This window comes from Phocaeicola sp. HCN-6420 (genome assembly GCF_037890145.1).
GTDB lineage: Bacteria > Bacteroidota > Bacteroidia > Bacteroidales > Bacteroidaceae > Phocaeicola.
The window spans coordinates 1-16,338 of the sequence record NZ_JBBKBJ010000021.1; the positions used below are offsets into that span (position 1 = coordinate 1).

At 40.0% G+C, this 16,338-nt stretch carries 9 protein-coding genes and 1 tRNA gene; 7 read left to right on the forward strand and 3 right to left on the reverse strand.

Going from position 1 to position 16,338, the window contains the following annotated elements:
• Positions 1-1,292: 1,292 nt before the first annotated feature.
• The gene (gene nadA, locus WKT12_RS11765; RefSeq protein ID WP_340319799.1) at positions 1,293-2,285 is read right to left on the reverse strand and encodes a quinolinate synthase NadA; all 993 of its coding nucleotides are present in this window, start codon (positions 2,283-2,285) and stop codon (positions 1,293-1,295) included.
• A gap of 448 nt (positions 2,286-2,733) precedes the next feature.
• Here nadA and WKT12_RS11770 point away from each other — a divergent pair, with 448 nt between their 5' ends.
• Entirely contained in the window at positions 2,734-3,273 is a 540-nt protein-coding gene (locus tag WKT12_RS11770; protein ID WP_340319800.1) for an RNA methyltransferase, read from the forward strand.
• Between the two features lie 99 nt (positions 3,274-3,372).
• Here WKT12_RS11770 and WKT12_RS11775 read toward each other — a convergent pair whose 3' ends face one another.
• The gene (locus WKT12_RS11775) at positions 3,373-3,975 is read right to left on the reverse strand and encodes a DUF4294 domain-containing protein (protein WP_340319801.1); all 603 of its coding nucleotides are present in this window, start codon (positions 3,973-3,975) and stop codon (positions 3,373-3,375) included.
• An 86-nt stretch (positions 3,976-4,061) separates the two neighbouring features.
• Between WKT12_RS11775 and WKT12_RS11780 the strand changes: the two genes are divergently transcribed.
• Positions 4,062-6,110: a helix-hairpin-helix domain-containing protein gene (locus WKT12_RS11780; RefSeq protein ID WP_340319802.1), complete on the forward strand. Its 2,049-nt coding sequence runs from the start codon at positions 4,062-4,064 to the stop codon at positions 6,108-6,110.
• Positions 6,111-6,159: 49 nt separating this feature from the next.
• A complete protein-coding gene (locus WKT12_RS11785; RefSeq protein WP_021970354.1) occupies positions 6,160-6,939 on the forward strand; it encodes a radical SAM protein in 780 nt (259 codons plus the stop codon).
• 274 nt (positions 6,940-7,213) lie between these two features.
• Here WKT12_RS11785 and WKT12_RS11790 read toward each other — a convergent pair whose 3' ends face one another.
• Positions 7,214-8,914: a SulP family inorganic anion transporter gene (locus WKT12_RS11790; RefSeq protein ID WP_340319803.1), complete on the reverse strand. Its 1,701-nt coding sequence runs from the start codon at positions 8,912-8,914 to the stop codon at positions 7,214-7,216.
• 217 nt (positions 8,915-9,131) lie between these two features.
• On the opposite strand from WKT12_RS11790, the gene rbr reads away from it, so the two are divergent.
• The 4 genes from rbr to WKT12_RS11810 all read left to right on the forward strand — a co-directional run bounded on the left by rbr (position 9,132) and on the right by WKT12_RS11810 (position 16,313).
• A complete protein-coding gene (gene rbr / locus WKT12_RS11795) occupies positions 9,132-9,710 on the forward strand; it encodes a rubrerythrin (RefSeq protein ID WP_021970155.1) in 579 nt (192 codons plus the stop codon).
• A gap of 158 nt (positions 9,711-9,868) precedes the next feature.
• On the forward strand, positions 9,869-11,152 hold the full coding sequence (eno, locus tag WKT12_RS11800) for a phosphopyruvate hydratase (RefSeq protein ID WP_340319804.1): 1,284 nt from the start codon (positions 9,869-9,871) through the stop codon (positions 11,150-11,152).
• 364 nt (positions 11,153-11,516) lie between these two features.
• Positions 11,517-11,590, forward strand: a tRNA-Asp gene (locus WKT12_RS11805).
• A gap of 394 nt (positions 11,591-11,984) precedes the next feature.
• A complete protein-coding gene (locus tag WKT12_RS11810) occupies positions 11,985-16,313 on the forward strand; it encodes a CusA/CzcA family heavy metal efflux RND transporter (RefSeq protein WP_340319805.1) in 4,329 nt (1,442 codons plus the stop codon).
• Positions 16,314-16,338 lie beyond the last annotated feature (25 nt).

Here is a 16,338-nt window from a genome sequence, read left to right on the forward strand (position 1 = left end):
GCTTTTTTTGCCGGCAGACAACAGAAAAATGCAGGAAAAGAAGCAGGAAGAAACCAAAAAATCTATCAAGCCTATCCCCAAAAGGCATGAAGAACATACGGCCGCACAAGGATAAATCCTGCCATTTGAGGACAATCAGATCTCCAGAAACAGCTCTTTCTATTGGCAATACTCAAGGGAAAAAGCAAAAAAGTTCGAGGTCCGGATAAAATATATCCGGAAAAAACTGAAAAAACATGCTGAAATTCTCTCCGCTTTTTGTACAAAAAATATTCTGTTTTGTACAAATTCCTAAAAGTTTTTGTACAAAAGCATAAAACAAAAACGGCAGAAGCCGAGAAAAACGACAGCAATGTTCGGGGAAAACGGCAGCAATATCCAAGAAAAACATACCCAAAAGTCTTACGGACTTTGTACAAAAGCATGAAACAAAAACAGCAGAAACCGGACAACATCCGGAAGAAAATTTTTCAAAATATACATAATAGTACGGTACGAAAATAAAAGATATAATGAAAAATTATGCAGGAAAGAAAAATATAGATACACGATAGAGCGGAAAAACAGGCACAAGCTCCGGACATACTCCATATACAGAACAGATACCCTAACGAAACCCGGACTTTCTTTCTTAATAAAAAAGAGAAAAGAACTCCCCAGTTGAAAACAATCAGGAAACTCGAGCAAAGGAATAAAAACAGAAACCTCCACAAGATTGCGAAGAACTGTTTTAGCATTTCAGATACATTTTAAAGAAAAAATACCTTTTTTACCCTTCACATCCGTCATTAGTACATAGATAATCGCCATTTTATAGTTCATAATACTTTTGCATGACTAATCATTTACTTTATAAAAAATTTCTCTTATCAGGAAATGTTGTAAAGTTGACAATGCTCTCTGAAGGAATAAGCTTATTTCTGAGAGTTTTGGCTGGCTCAGTAAGTTTACATATTAACTAGATAAATATGCAACAGCAAAAAGTCACTATGAAGGGCTGAAAACTATATTTTTTTATTTAACTACTTTGTTCTTGAATAAAAAGTAGTCCTCAAACTCTCAACAATATTACTTCTATAAAGAATAAAACGCTTAGTAGAAACGTACAGACATAAAAAAAGGAGTACCGCTGTACTCCAACCTTTGTTAACCTTAAATCTAATACTATGAAAAACACAGTGCAAAGATACGGACTTCCTGCAAACAAGCAAAAAAAAGAGTGATAAAAATATGCTTTATAACACGTTTTAAGAAAAAGCATATTTATATCACTCCTTTTTTAACACTTTAGCCTATAATCCGAGCTTTGCTGAAATTTCCAGCATTTTCTTGATAGGTCGAACTGCCTTTTCAGCGATTTCATTATCAACTTTTACTTCAGGCCACTCGTACTTCAAGGTATTATACAATTTCTCGAGAGTATTCAAGCGCATGAAGTTACATTCATTGCAAGCACATGTACTATCTTCCGGAGGAGCCGGAATAAAATTCTTATCCGGACATTTCTTTCTCATTTCATAAAGGATACCACTCTCTGTAGCCACTATAAAGTTTTTCCTGTCGCTTGCCATAGCATATTTTAACAATCCAGCCGTCGATCCTACTTTATCAGCCAGCTTTGCAACTGCACCTTTACATTCTGGATGTACCAATACATCCGCATCCGGATATTGTTTCTTTAACTCTATAATCTTTTCGACGGAAAATTTTTCGTGTACATGACAAGCTCCATCCCAAAGTAACATACTCCGGTTAGTAATAGAGTTAATATAATTACCCAAATTTTTATCCGGACCAAAAATAATTTTTTGTTCCTTTGGGAAACTTTCTACTATCTGCTTGGCATTTGTAGAAGTCACTACGACATCAGTTACCGCTTTTACTGCCGCACTGGTGTTGACATACGAAATGACCGTATGGTCTGGATGCTCTTTGACAAACTGAGAAAATTCATCAGCAGGGCAACTATCGGCAAGTGAGCACCCGGCATTCAAGTCAGGAATCAGTACCTTTTTGTCAGGACACAATATTTTTGCCGTTTCTCCCATGAAGTGTACTCCACACATTACAATGATATCAGCATCGGTCTTTGCTGCCCATTGTGCCAGTGCAAGACTGTCACCGATAAAATCTGCAATTTCCTGTATTTCGTCAGCCTGGTAGTAATGCCCGAGGATAACTGCGTTTTTTTCCTTGCGCAACTTGTCTATTTCAGCTTTCAAATCGAGAGCCTTATCTACGGGTTCAGTTACATAACCCCTTTTCAACCATTCTTCTTTATTCATTATTAGATTATATTTTTTCTTCTTTTTTGAAAGAATATATGATAGTTATAATAGGCCGTTAATAGTGTTGGTAAAAAGAATACCGGATTTCTTGTTTTTTAGGTTATAAATATCCGAAGTGGAGATATTAGTTAGCCATTAACAAGCTTATGTATTGATATTATATGTTTTACTGCTTCTATTAACTAATTGTTGATATGTCGCAAAGTTAAAAACTTTCCCTTTATTCACTTCCGATTTTTAGCTAAAAAATATGTTTAAACTACTGATGAAACTTTCTGTTAAGTTTCTTGGATTGTTGGTTTTCTGGAAGCCATAACGTTTTTATCGGATAATGCAAGATTTATTTTTCATTTTCTTTGATTTGGTTTTTTACACCTTTTCCACCGTTTTCAACAAGGTTATAAATATAGTTTCCTATCTTTGTGAACGGAATAAAGATTGAATTATGTCTGAATTAAGAAAACTGAAAATAACCGAAATGCACCGTCTGTCGGTGGAAGAATTTAAGGAAGCAAGAAAACTTCCACTGGTTGTAGTGTTGGATGAAGTACGTAGTCTGCATAATATAGGGGCGGTTTTTCGTACTTCGGATGCTTTTCTAGTTAATTGTATTTATTTATGTGGCATTACAGCTACACCTCCTCATCCAGAAATGCATAAGACTGCTCTGGGAGCTGAGTATACTGTCGACTGGAAATATTGCAAGCGTACACAAGATGCTGTAGATGAACTTCATGAAAATGGATATATTGTACTGGCTATTGAACAGTGCGAAGGCAGTACAATGCTTGATAAATTAGTTTTGGAAGCAGATAAAAAATATGCTATTGTGATGGGAAACGAAGTAAAAGGAGTACAGCAGGAAGTTGTGAATATGTGTGACGGTTGCATTGAAATCCCTCAATATGGTACCAAACATTCGTTGAATGTTTCGGTAACTGCAGGTATTGTTCTGTGGGAATTTGCCAATAAAATGATGAAATAAGTATAAGTAATACCTTGTTCCTGATACCGGAGGAATAAGGTATTATTCTTTGTTGATAACCTTATTGATAACTTGTTAATTTATTGATTATCACTATTGTTATAACTGTCCGTTTTCTACAAGGGTAACAACTCTTTCTATCATCTTATCTTCATCATCAGGATGATATTCTTTTTTCAAGCTTGCTCCAAACAGAGCTGCGAATGTCTGATAAAATCCTGCCTTAAACGGACCCATGAATGCTTTTACCAGTTGGTAAGACGACTGGTTACATTCCCTGTTTACTAGCTTAATCAGTAATTTCCCTTGTGAGAAAGTAAGTTTTTTCATTCGAGGCGTATATTGTTCCTTCAGACCTTTTTCTACCATCTTTATATGGCGTGTGCGTGCTTTCTCATTAGGAAGAGTCTGTAGATATTCATATGTTTCGATAACTGCCCTGTTTATTTCCTTCGCCAGTGGAAGTGTCTTTTTTACATCTCTTACCAGTTTATAGTAATATCTTTCTTGTTTTTTGTTTTTAAACCTCAATCGAGGGTATACATATATATTTTTTAGCGTTATACAAGGTATAGTATCTCCTTCATATACACAAACAGGAACCATATATCCCTTAGTGTCCGATGGAGAATGTTTTTGTGCGTTGGCTTTCAGTGCAAAAGCTATCAGCAGAAATAGTAATATGTATACACTATTTTTCATGCTCGCAAAAATACGCATAATAATGAAGCTGTGTCTGATAATACGAATTTTTAACTTATACAAGGCGTTGAAAAGCTGTGAATAGAATGTTAATAAGAACGTTTATTGTTTGTGTATTAGTTAGTTATATAGTTACTGACTTACAAGCTCAATCGAATTGGGTTGAGTGGAAGGAGGATATTTCCGAAACTGAGGATATAAGCAACTGGCAAGAGCAATATGAGTTTCTCAGTGAACTGGCAGAGCATCCTTTTAATATCAATACGGTTACCAAAGAACAACTGGAGCAGTTACCCTTTCTGTCGGATCAGATGATAGAAAATATCTTGTATTATATATATAAATATGGTCCGATGGTAAGTAAGAAGGAGTTGTTGGGAATAGAAGGTATGGACTGGCAGACCAGGAAATTTCTGGAAGATTTTATTTATATTGGAGAGGCTGAAAAAGAGAAAGATAAGTTCTGGTGGAAAGATGTCTTGAAATATAATAAACAGGAGTTGTTAACACGTGTGGATATTCCTTTGTATATGAAATCGGGGTATGCAGATTATAATGAAAAGCTTTTGGAAAAATATCCCAACCGCAAGTATTATGGAGATCCGCTCTACCATAATCTACGTTATCGGTTTCAGTTTCGAAATCAGTTGTATATGGGATTTACAGCCGAGAAAGATGCCGGAGAGCCCTTTTTCTGCAGATACAATAAAAAAGGGTACGATTTTTATTCTGCTTATTTCTTTCTACAAAATATAAAGAAGTTGAAAGCATTTGCAATAGGTAATTATCGGGTAAGTTTCGGATATGGACTGGTTATCAATACGGGAGGATTTAATTTGGGAAAGTCGGGCTCATTAGGAAGTATGAACCGTATGGGAAGAGGAATAACCAAATATACTTCGACAGATGAAAGCAATTATTTACAGGGGATAGCTGCTACATATAATCTAAAGAAACGTTGGACATTGTCTGCTTTTTATTCATTTTGTAAGCGGGATGCACGTATAGAAGATATGTTTATAAAGTCGTTGAAAACGGATGGATATCATCGGTTGAAAAAAGATATTGAAAAGAAGAATACTATAAATAATCATTTGGTTGGTAGTAATTTAATATATAATGGAAAACAATTTGAATTTGGTTTAACAGGTGTTTATACTGTTTTCAACAAAGTGTTGAATCCTGATTTTCGTCCCTACAATTTATATTATCCTCGTGGAAAATATTTTTTCAATGTAGGAGGAAGTTATAAGTTCTTTTTCCATAAGTTTATTTTATCAGGGGAAACGGCCTTCGATAAATCTGGTAGAGTTGCTACACTGAATATGCTAAGTTATTCACCGGCTGTTCATACAAGTTTCTTACTTATTAACCGATACTATGATAAACGTTATCAGGCTATTTATGCAGATGCTTTTGGAGAAAATTCTAAACTACAGAATGAGACGGGTATTTATATAGGACTGGAATCCAGCTTTTTCAGTAAATTGAAGATTGCATGTTATGGTGACTTCTTCCATTTCTTTTATCGAAGATATCAGGTTGATAAAGATCATACATCCGGTTTTGATGGTTTGTGTCAGTTGAGTTATTCACCTATTAATTCACTGACTATGTTGATAAAGTATAGCTATAAGAATAAAGCGAAGAACTATACTTCAGCCGATGAGAAAAAGTATGTATTGCCTTATATTCGCCAGCGTCTGCATTATCAACTATCGTATAAACCCTGTGAAAAATTCTGGTTGAAAACTGCAACTGAGTACGTGCATACAGCTTATAAATCCGGATTATCTTCGAACGGAGGTTTTATTAACGGGACGCTGGGTACAAGCCTATCTTTTGTACCAGTACAGATTTTATGTAGTGGAGCTTGGTTTCGAACACAAAGTTATGATTCACGTGTTTATATGTATGAACCGGGCTTGCTGTATGCCTTTTCTATGTTTTCTTTTTATGGAAGGGGCAGCCGTTGGGCAGTCAATTTAAAGTATAATTATAAGAACCGGTTAATAATTCAGGGAAAATGGGGATTGACTTACTATAAAGACCGTGACCGGATCAGTTCGGGAACAGAGGAAATACAAGGAAACCGTAAGTCGGATATACAATTACAACTGAAAGTAAAGTGGTAATAAGAATATAATGTGTACTTTTGTCCGTAAACTAAAACTAATACGACTTATGTCAACAGTTATTTATCCTTCTCCTATATTTGGTCCCGTGCATAGCCGGCGTTTAGGCGTTTCGCTGGGAATAAACTTACTTCCTGCCGATGGTAAGTTTTGCACATTCGATTGTATTTATTGTGAATGCGGATATAATAAAGATCATCGGCCGAAACAGAAACTTCCGACTCGTGAAGAAGTACGTGAAGCCTTGGAAAAGCGTTTGATTGATATGCAAGCCAATGGTCCTGTTCCTGATGTTCTGACGTTCGCAGGTAATGGAGAACCTACTGCTCACCCTCATTTCCCGGAAATTATAGAAGATACTTTGGCATTGCGTGATAAGTATTTCCCGAATGCAAAAGTCAGTGTGTTGAGTAATTCTACGTTTATTCACAAGGAAAAGGTTTTCGAAGCATTGAATAAGATCGATAATAACATATTAAAGCTCGATACGGTGGATGCGGAGTATATTCAACGGGTAGATCGTCCTACGGGAACTTACGATGTAAACAAGATAATCGAAGGAATGAAAGCCTTTAAGGGTAATTTGATTATTCAGACCATGTTTATGAAAGGTAGGACCGACGAAGGTTTGGATATAGACAATACTTCCGACCGTTTTGTACTGCCATGGCTCGAAACTGTAAAGCAGATTGCTCCCCGTCAAGTCATGATTTATACAATAGATCGTGAAACTCCCGACCATTTCCTGCAAAAAGCTACACACGAAGAGCTGGACCGTATTGTAGCATTACTGAAAAAAGCAGGATTGAATGCTACGGCATCTTATTGAAAAGAAAATATGATTGTATTCGAAGAAAGCTATCTCAAGAAATATTTGGGGTAGCTTTTTTGGTATAATGAACGGTTCCTTCACGTATGGACATAAAAAAAGGAGTACCGCTGTACTCCAACCTTTGTTAACCTTAAATCTAATACTATGAAAAACACAGTGCAAAGATACGGACTTCCTGCAAACAAACAAGCGAAACTTATAAAAATCTATGCTTTATAACATGTTTTAATAAGTTCCGCTTGTCTGCTAAAAGGTTTTAACATTATACGCTTTACTTTTTAGCCTTAGTGAGTTCTGTTATTTCTCTTGTAGCGACTTCCAGTGCTTCGTTAATGTTGCTACAGATATTTTCTTTACCCAATAATTCATAGAATCCGGATTTTTCAAGTACGGCGTGTACGTGTTCATTTACTCCCGAAAGAATAATGTGTATATTTTCCTTTTGCGACATTTCACACAGTGTTGTCAGGTTATGGATACCTGTAGAGTCGATGAACGGAACTTTACGCATACGGATGATACGGATTTTCGGACGATCGCCCAGGCGTGCCATGATTTCTTCAAACTTGGTAGCGATACCAAAGAAATACGGACCGTTTATTTCGTATACTTCTACGCCGCTGGGGATGATAAGATGTTCTTCGTGTACCTCCAGATCTGATTCTTTGTTCGGGTCTATTTCATCGGTGATAACAGAAATCTGTGTGGTTTCCATTACACGTTTCATAAACAGTACGCAGGCAATAATCAAGCCGACTTCGATAGCTACCGTCAGGTCGAAGATAACGGTAAGGAAGAAGGTTATCAACAAGACTGTAACATCCGATTTTGGGTTTTTCAACAATCCCTTGAAAACACGCCAGCCGCTCATATTATACGATACGATAACGAGAACACCAGCCAGACAGGCCATCGGAATATATTGGGCAAGCGGCATCAGGAATAGTAGAATCAGTAACAATACCACCGCATGAACGATACCTGCAACCGGCGATTTACCTCCGTTGTTGATGTTGGTCATGGTTCGGGCAATAGCTCCTGTAGCTGGAATACCTCCGAAGATAGGCGAAACGAAATTGGCTATACCTTGTGCGATAAGTTCAGTATTCGAGTCATGACGGTCGCCTATTACACCATCGGCCACCGTAGCCGAAAGCAAAGATTCTATCGCTCCCAGTACGGCGATAGTAATAGCTACAGGGAAGAGGTTCTTGATAGCTTCCCAGTCCAATGCCGGTACAGCTGCTTCAGGAAGTTGTGCCTTGATACTGAAGCGGTCGCCGATTGTATCGATACAGGTGATTCCTCCATACATTTTCAGCAGATATACTCCTACAGTGACCAATATGATGGCAATGAGTGAGCCGGGAATTTTTTTTGAAAACTTGGGAGTGATGGCAATAATGAAAATACTTATCACACTTACTACCACATTCCACCAGTTTACGGTATCGAAATGATGAAAATATAATATCCATTTTCCGATAAAATCACCCGGAACCTTTTCACCTCCAAACTGAAGTCCGAAGATATCTGCTATCTGAGTTGTGAAGATGGTAACAGCGATACCACTGGTGAATCCGACAATGATAGGATAAGGTATAAACTTGATGATTGTACCTAACTTGAATATACCTAATAATATAAGGAGTACGCCAGCCATCATGGTGGCAACCATCAGTCCTTCGATACCGTATTGCTGGATGATGCCGTAAATGATTACGATGAAAGCTCCGGTCGGTCCCCCTATCTGTACCTTGCTTCCCCCAAGAAGAGAAATAATGAATCCTGCTACAATCGCTGTAATGATACCCTTCTCAGGACTTACTCCTGAAGCAATACCGAACGCAATGGCAAGAGGCAATGCTACTATACCTACGATAATACCTGCCATCAGGTCGGTAGTAAAGTCTGTTTTCGTATAGTTTTTCAACGTAGAAAACAACTTTGGTTGAAAATCTAATTTTACCATATATTCGTTTTGTTATAAATTATAAAAAGAAGTGCAAAAGTATATATTTATTTGAACATTTTCCCTGATAATAAGGTTATTATTTATATTAGCAGATGATTTTTATTAATAATGCTTAATTTAAAAATTGTAATGATTACAAATTTGAATAAAAGTGTTATCTTTGCAATATCAAATCAGGAATATACATGTTTAACCAATTAAATAACTAACAATTATGGGAAAAAGTATCAAAGGAACAAGAACTGAGAAGAATTTAGGCATTTCATTTGCTGGTGAATCACAGGCAAGAATGCGCTATACATATTTTGCAAGTACAGCCAAGAAAGAGGGCTATGAACAGATTGCTGCTATTTTTGCAGAAACAGCCGATCAGGAAAAAGAGCACGCTAAGCGTATGTTCAAGTGGCTGGAAGGCGGCATGGTAGAAATTACAGCAAGCTATCCTTCTGGAGTTATCGGTACAACATTGGAAAATCTGAAAGCTGCGGCAGCAGGCGAAAACGAAGAATGGTCGCTGGATTATCCGAAGTTTGCAGACATCGCCGACGAGGAAGGTTTCCCTGCTATTGCCAAAATGTATCGTGAGATTGCTGTTGCCGAAAAAGGACACGAAGAAAGATATCTTGCTCTTGCAAAGAATGTAGAAGAAGGTAAGGTATTTAAGAAAGATACAGAAGTAGTATGGCAGTGCCGTAACTGTGGCTACTTATATGTAGGTACTGAAGCTCCTGAAATTTGTCCTGCATGTTTGCATCCGCAAGCCTATTTTGAAGTAAAGAAGAACAATTATTAATATTTAGGTATATTATATGTGGCGCAGGACTTCTTCGTTGTAAGTTCTGCGCTTTTTTTATCTATATAGAAATACCTATTTTAAGGTATTGTATTGCTCTTCAGAAATACTGATTTTTGTAATCAGAGAAATCATTAATCTTTAAACGGAAAAAGAATATGAAAATTAAAGCAATCATAGGACGTGAAATACTCGATTCACGTGGAAATCCTACCGTAGAGGTTGAAGTAAAGCTGGAATCAGGTGTAATAGGACGTGCTTCCGTACCTTCGGGAGCTTCTACTGGTGAGCATGAAGCGTTGGAACTTCGCGATAAAGACCCCCATCGTTACGGTGGAAAAGGTGTGTTGAAAGCTGTTGAAAACGTGAATAAGATTATTGCTCCGGCGCTGGAAGGCTGGTCTGTTCTGGAACAGCGTGCCATCGACAAGAAAATGATTGAGCTGGACGGAACAAAAACAAAATCGAATCTGGGAGCAAATGCCATACTGGGCGTTTCGCTTGCAGTAGCAAAAGCTGCTGCCAATTACCTGAATGTGCCCTTGTATCGTTATATTGGAGGAGTAAATACATTTGTAATGCCTGTTCCGATGATGAATATCATCAATGGAGGTTCGCACAGCGATGCTCCTATTGCTTTTCAGGAGTTTATGATTCGTCCGGTAGGAGCACCTTCTTTCCGTGAAGGACTCCGTATGGGAGCAGAAGTTTTCCATGCCCTGAAGAAAGTATTGCACGACAGAGGGCTGAGCACTGCCGTGGGGGATGAAGGAGGATTTGCCCCTGCGCTGAATGGAACTGAGGATGCGCTGGAAGCTATTCTGGCAGCTATCAAGCTGGCTGGCTATGAACCGGGCAAAGATGTGATGATCGGTATGGACTGTGCTTCGTCCGAATTTTATAAGGATGGTGTATACGACTATACAATCTTCGAGGGCGAAAAAGGAAAGAAGCGTACATCCGATGAACAGGTAGCTTATCTGGAAGAACTTATCAGCAAGTACCCTATCGACTCCATCGAAGACGGTATGAGCGAAAACGACTGGGAAGGCTGGAAAAAACTGACCGAACGTATCGGAGGACGCTGTCAACTGGTAGGTGATGACCTGTTCGTTACAAACGTAGATTTCCTTTCGAAAGGTATCGAACTGGGATGCGCCAACTCTATCCTTATCAAGGTAAATCAGATTGGTTCATTGAGCGAAACACTTGATGCCATTGAAATGGCTCACCGACACGGATATACTACGGTAACCTCTCACCGTTCGGGAGAAACGGAGGATGCAACCATTGCCGATATTGCTGTTGCTACAAATAGTGGGCAGATCAAGACCGGTTCCTTGAGCCGTTCGGACCGTATGGCTAAGTACAACCAATTGTTGCGTATAGAGGAAGAGTTGGGTGATCTGGCTGTATATGGATATAAGCGTATCAACAAATAAAAGTTAGTCGTATTTGAATTTCTGAACAGAGAGGCTGTTGTCTTCGGGCAGCAGCCTTCGTCTTTTTAAAGAAGGTGCAGTTGTTTTCTCGTGTTTTTGTACAAATTATTTTGAGATTTGTACAAATTCAAAAAGTTTTTGTACAAAATTTATTTAAGACGTCAGTAGGCTTTAATGGAGATATCAGGGCGGAAAAAGAAAAGAAAGGGACATTTTAGAGGGGGATAAAAGGCTTTTTAAGGGAGTTTTTGTAGAAAAATGAAGAAAAAAGAGAAAAAGTTAGGCAGAATATTTGGAGGTTTCAAAAAAAGTCGTACCTTTGCAACCGCAATCGAGAGAGAAAGCAACAAAACAAAAACTTAATGGTGCGTTAGTTCAGTTGGTTAGAATACATGCCTGTCACGCATGGGGTCACGGGTTCGAGTCCCGTACGCACCGCTCTTTTAGAAAGCAACATTTAGAAAGCTCTGATTCTTTTATGAATTAGAGCTTTTTTATTTATATATTCTTCTGTTCTTCCGATAGCACATACCTTCTGCATGGCATAATAAGTATAGCGTTGGATTGGCTGTTTACACATAACAAGTAACTTTTTCAACAGGATAAAAGTTTTTTTGTTAATAAGCATTTCTGTCTGAGAAAATCAGGTTCAAAAAACATTTTTCCTTGCTGTTGTTGCCTTTTTCGGTAAATCTGTATTGTTGCTAAAATAAAGTCACCTCGCCTATCGTGTATTTCAACTGTCATTTTGGGCGTTTCATCGGCAAAAGGTGGTAATAATGCTGTATAGATATTAACTTTGTAATAATTATAAATTTAGTATTTACCACTTATGTTTGCAAAAATCGTACATTTTTCAATCCGAAAGAAGCTATTTGTGGTCCTGACCACCCTGTTGCTTCTGGCTGGCGGCATATATTCCATGCTGACACTGCCTATTGATGCCGTACCCGACATTACCAACAACCAGGTGCAGATTGTTACCGTGTCGCCCACGCTGGCTCCGCAAGAAGTGGAACAGCTTATTACTTTTCCTATTGAAATAGCCATGAGCAACGTAATGAATGTCGAAGAAATACGCTCAGTATCACGCTTTGGCCTGTCGCTTGTGACTGTTGTTTTTAAAGAGAATGTTCCTACCTTGGATGCCCGTCAGTTGGTGAACGAACAGATACAGATGGTTTCAGGTGAAATTCCGCCGGAGCTGGGTACTCCTGAACTGATGCCTATTACTACCGGTTTGGGTGAAATTTACCAGTATGTACTGAAAGTAGCTCCGGGATATGAAGATCGTTACGATGCCATGGAACTGCGTACGATACAGGACTGGATTGTAAAAAGACAGCTTTCGGGTATTCCCGGTATTGTCGAAATCAACAGTTTTGGCGGTTATCTGAAGCAATACGAAGTGGCTGTCGATCCCGATGCACTGTATTCGCTGAATATTACTATCGGTGAAGTGTTCGAAGCCTTGAGCCGTAATAATCAGAATACAGGCGGCAGTTATATAGAAAAGGTGAATCGTGCCTATTACATCCGTTCGGAAGGTATGATTAACGATCTGCACGATGTGGAACAGATTGTCGTAACTAACCGTGGTGGTATACCGGTGCACATTGGAGATATCGGACGTGTACAGTTTGGTGCTCCCAAGCGTTTTGGAGCTATGACCAAGGACGGCGAGGGAGAATGTGTGGGCGGCATCGCCATGATGTTGAAAGGTGCCAATGCCAATGTGGTGACTAAAGAGCTGGAAAAGCGGGTTGCCAAAGTGCAGCAGATGTTGCCCGAAGGAATATCAGTAGAGCCTTATCTGAATCGTTCGGAACTGGTGAATAGAAATATCTCGACGGTTGTACGTAACCTGGTGGAAGGAGCTATTATTGTATTTCTGGTACTGATTGTTTTCCTGGGTAACGTACGTGCCGGTCTGATTGTGGCTTCAGTCATTCCGCTGGCTATGCTTTTTGCTTTTATCTTGATGCGTATCTTTAATGTGTCGGCCAATCTGATGAGTCTGGGTGCCATCGACTTCGGTATTGTGGTGGATGGCTCCATCGTTATTCTGGAAGGTATTCTGGCTCACCTGTACGGACGGGGATTGAGAGGACGTACCTTGAATCGTGAGGAAATGGATCGTGAAGTGGAAAAAGGTGCCGGACATGTAGTGAGAAGTGCTACATTTGCCGTACTTATCATTTTGATTGTATTCTTCCCTATCCTGACGCTGACCGGCATTGAAGGAAAATACTTTACGCCGATGGCCAAGACACTGGTGTTCTGTATCATTGGAGCACTTCTTCTATCTATTACTTATGTACCAATGATGGCTTCTCTTTTCCTGAAACGTACCGTAACAGTGAAACCTACACTGGCCGACCGCTTCTTCAACTCCTTGAATAAAGTTTATCAGCGGGTGCTTCGTTTCAGTCTGGCTCATGTATGGGGAACTATTTCTGTGTCTTTCGTAGCCTTGTTGCTTTCGCTGTTGCTGTTTACGAAGCTGGGAGCCGAGTTTATTCCGACCTTGGACGAAGGTGACTTTGCTATGCAGATGACTCTTCCGGCAGGCAGTTCGCTGAGCAAAAGTATCGAGGTTTCACTCGAAGCGGAAAAGAAACTGAAAGAGCGCTTTCCGGAAATCAAGCATGTTGTAGCCAAGATTGGTACGGCGGAAGTACCGACCGATCCGATGGCAGTAGAAGATGCCGATGTGATGATTGTGATGAAACCTTTCAATGAATGGACATCTGCTTCGAGCCGTGCAGAGATGGTGGAGAAAATGAAAGCATGTCTGGATTCCATCAAAGGCGCGGAATTTAATTTTAGTCAGCCTATCCAGCTTCGTTTCAATGAATTGATGACTGGTGCCAAGGCTGATATTGCAATCAAACTTTACGGAGAAGATATGACTGAATTATATAATAAGGCTCGTGAGGCAGCTCGTTATGTAGAACAAGTGCCGGGAGCAGCCGATGTTTTGGTGGAACAGGCTATGGGATTGCCGCAGCTTCTTGTCCGCTTCGACCGTGCCAAGATTGCCCGTTACGGCATCGACATAGAAGAACTGAATACTGTGATCCGTACTGCCTATGCAGGCGAAACGGCAGGAGTAGTCTTCGAGAATGAACGACGTTTTGATCTTGTAGTGCGTCTGGATAAGGAAAAGGTCAGTGATTTGAATATTGACAAGCTGTTTGTCCGTACAAAAGACAATATTCAGCTTCCAGTGAGTGAAGTAGCCAGCATCGAACTGGTAAACGGTCCGCTTCAGATTAACCGTGACGCTACCAAGCGTCGTGTCGTTATTGGTGTGAACGTACGCGATGCTGACATCCAGCAAGTAGTAAGTCAAATCAGTGAATCACTCGACAAGAACGTAAAACTTAAGCCGGGGTATTACTTTGAATACGGTGGACAGTTCGAGAACTTGCAGAATGCTATCAGTACACTGACGGTAGTTATCCCCATTGCTTTGATGCTGATTCTGTTGTTGCTGTTCTTTGCATTCCGGAGTGTAATTTATTCACTGGTTGTATTCTCTACCGTGCCTCTTTCTCTTATCGGTGGTATCGTCGCTTTGTGGCTGCGTGGCTTGCCGTTTAGTATTTCGGCTGGCGTGGGTTTCATCGCGCTCTTCGGTGTGGCCGTGCTGAACGGTATTTTGATGATCAATCATTTTAACGACATACGCAAAAGAAGTCAGTATCATTTGTGTACCGATCGTATTATTTCCGAGGGTTGTCCGCATTTGCTTCGTCCTGTTTTCCTGACCGGACTGGTTGCTTCACTGGGCTTTGTTCCGATGGCTATTGCTACTTCGGCCGGTGCTGAGGTACAACGTCCGCTGGCTACCGTAGTGATAGGTGGACTGATTGTATCTACTATACTGACATTGATTATCATTCCTGTTTTCTATCGTCTGGTGAACAGTATAGCTGTCAGACAGATGCGAAGAAAAAATCGCTTTTCGGTCCGTAAAGCATCTTTGCTGATTGTTTTACTTGCTGCTTTCACTCCTGCAGCTATTCAAGCGCAGCAAAGTGTGACTCTGAAGCAAGCTGTCGAAACAGCTATGACCAATCATCCGCGTCTGAAAATGGCAGAATCCGAGATTGAGCGGGCACGAGCTTCGAAAGGAGAAGCGTGGGATGGAGGAAATACTTCTTTCAGTTATTCTTGGGGACAGTTGAATGGTGCCGACCGGAATGATAATGAATTGTCTGTAGAACAGTCACTTGGGTCTTTACTTACTCCTTTTTATAAAAATGCCTTGGCTAATACTCAAATAAGTAAAGGAGAAAGTTATCGTGATATGGTGAAGAAAGAAGTAACGGCAGAGGTGAAACGAGCATGGGCTTATTATCAATATGCTTTTCATATCAATGCCATGTATCGCGGACAGAGGGAATTAGCAGAACAGTTGAAGAAAAGTGGTGAACAACGTTATCTTCAGGGGGATATTGATCTGGCTGAACGGAATATGATTACAGCATTGGCTGCCGATTTATATACACGCTGGTTGGAGTCTTCCGAGGAGCTGACACTGGCTGGACGCCGGTTTACTTGGTCTTGCTACAGCAATCAGCCTCTGTTGCCTGCCGATACGTCGCTGGCAGTCATGCCGATACAGACAGACGGCTTGTCGTTGTCTTCCCGTCACTTGAACTATTTTGATGCTCAGGTACAGGAGAAAAAAAATCTGTTGAAAATAGAACGTAGCCGTTTCTTTCCGGAGTTGTCTGTGGGGTATGTACGGCAAAAGATTGCGCCACTTACCGGATTGAACTCATGGATGGTGGGAGTTTCTTTCCCTGTACTGTTCTTTCCCCAGCGAAGCCGTGCCAAACAGGCACGTATCAACTTGCGGATAGCCACATGGGAAGCAGAGGATAACCGCCGTCAGTTATCCAATAAGGTAAGTGAGTTGCAGAGTCAACTTGTCCGCCAGCGTGAACGGCTGACTTATTACCAGCAGGCTGCTATCAAGGAAGCAGAAGCTTTGCAGAATAGTGCACTGAAGAAATTCCAGGAAAATGAAACAGATATCAGTGAATTTATCCAGAGCCTGAATGCTGTCCGTGAAATTAAACGAGGATATATCGAAACGGTTTATGCTTATAACATTACCGTACTCGAACTGGAACTCTATACCGAGTGAACTATCCCTTACTAACAATCTCAAA

Bases quoted from the DNA above. Each gene is read 5' to 3' on its own strand.
- nadA (WP_340319799.1), bottom strand. From the start codon at position 2,285: ATGAATAAAGAAGAATGGTTGAAAAGGGGTTATGTAACTGAACCCGTA.
- WKT12_RS11770 (WP_340319800.1), top strand. From the start codon at position 2,734: ATGTCTGAATTAAGAAAACTGAAAATAACCGAAATGCACCGTCTGTCG.
- WKT12_RS11775 (WP_340319801.1), bottom strand. From the start codon at position 3,975: ATGAAAAATAGTGTATACATATTACTATTTCTGCTGATAGCTTTTGCA.
- WKT12_RS11780 (WP_340319802.1), top strand. From the start codon at position 4,062: ATGTTAATAAGAACGTTTATTGTTTGTGTATTAGTTAGTTATATAGTT.
- WKT12_RS11785 (WP_021970354.1), top strand. From the start codon at position 6,160: ATGTCAACAGTTATTTATCCTTCTCCTATATTTGGTCCCGTGCATAGC.
- WKT12_RS11790 (WP_340319803.1), bottom strand. From the start codon at position 8,914: ATGGTAAAATTAGATTTTCAACCAAAGTTGTTTTCTACGTTGAAAAAC.
- rbr (WP_021970155.1), top strand. From the start codon at position 9,132: ATGGGAAAAAGTATCAAAGGAACAAGAACTGAGAAGAATTTAGGCATT.
- eno (WP_340319804.1), top strand. From the start codon at position 9,869: ATGAAAATTAAAGCAATCATAGGACGTGAAATACTCGATTCACGTGGA.
- WKT12_RS11810 (WP_340319805.1), top strand. From the start codon at position 11,985: ATGTTTGCAAAAATCGTACATTTTTCAATCCGAAAGAAGCTATTTGTG.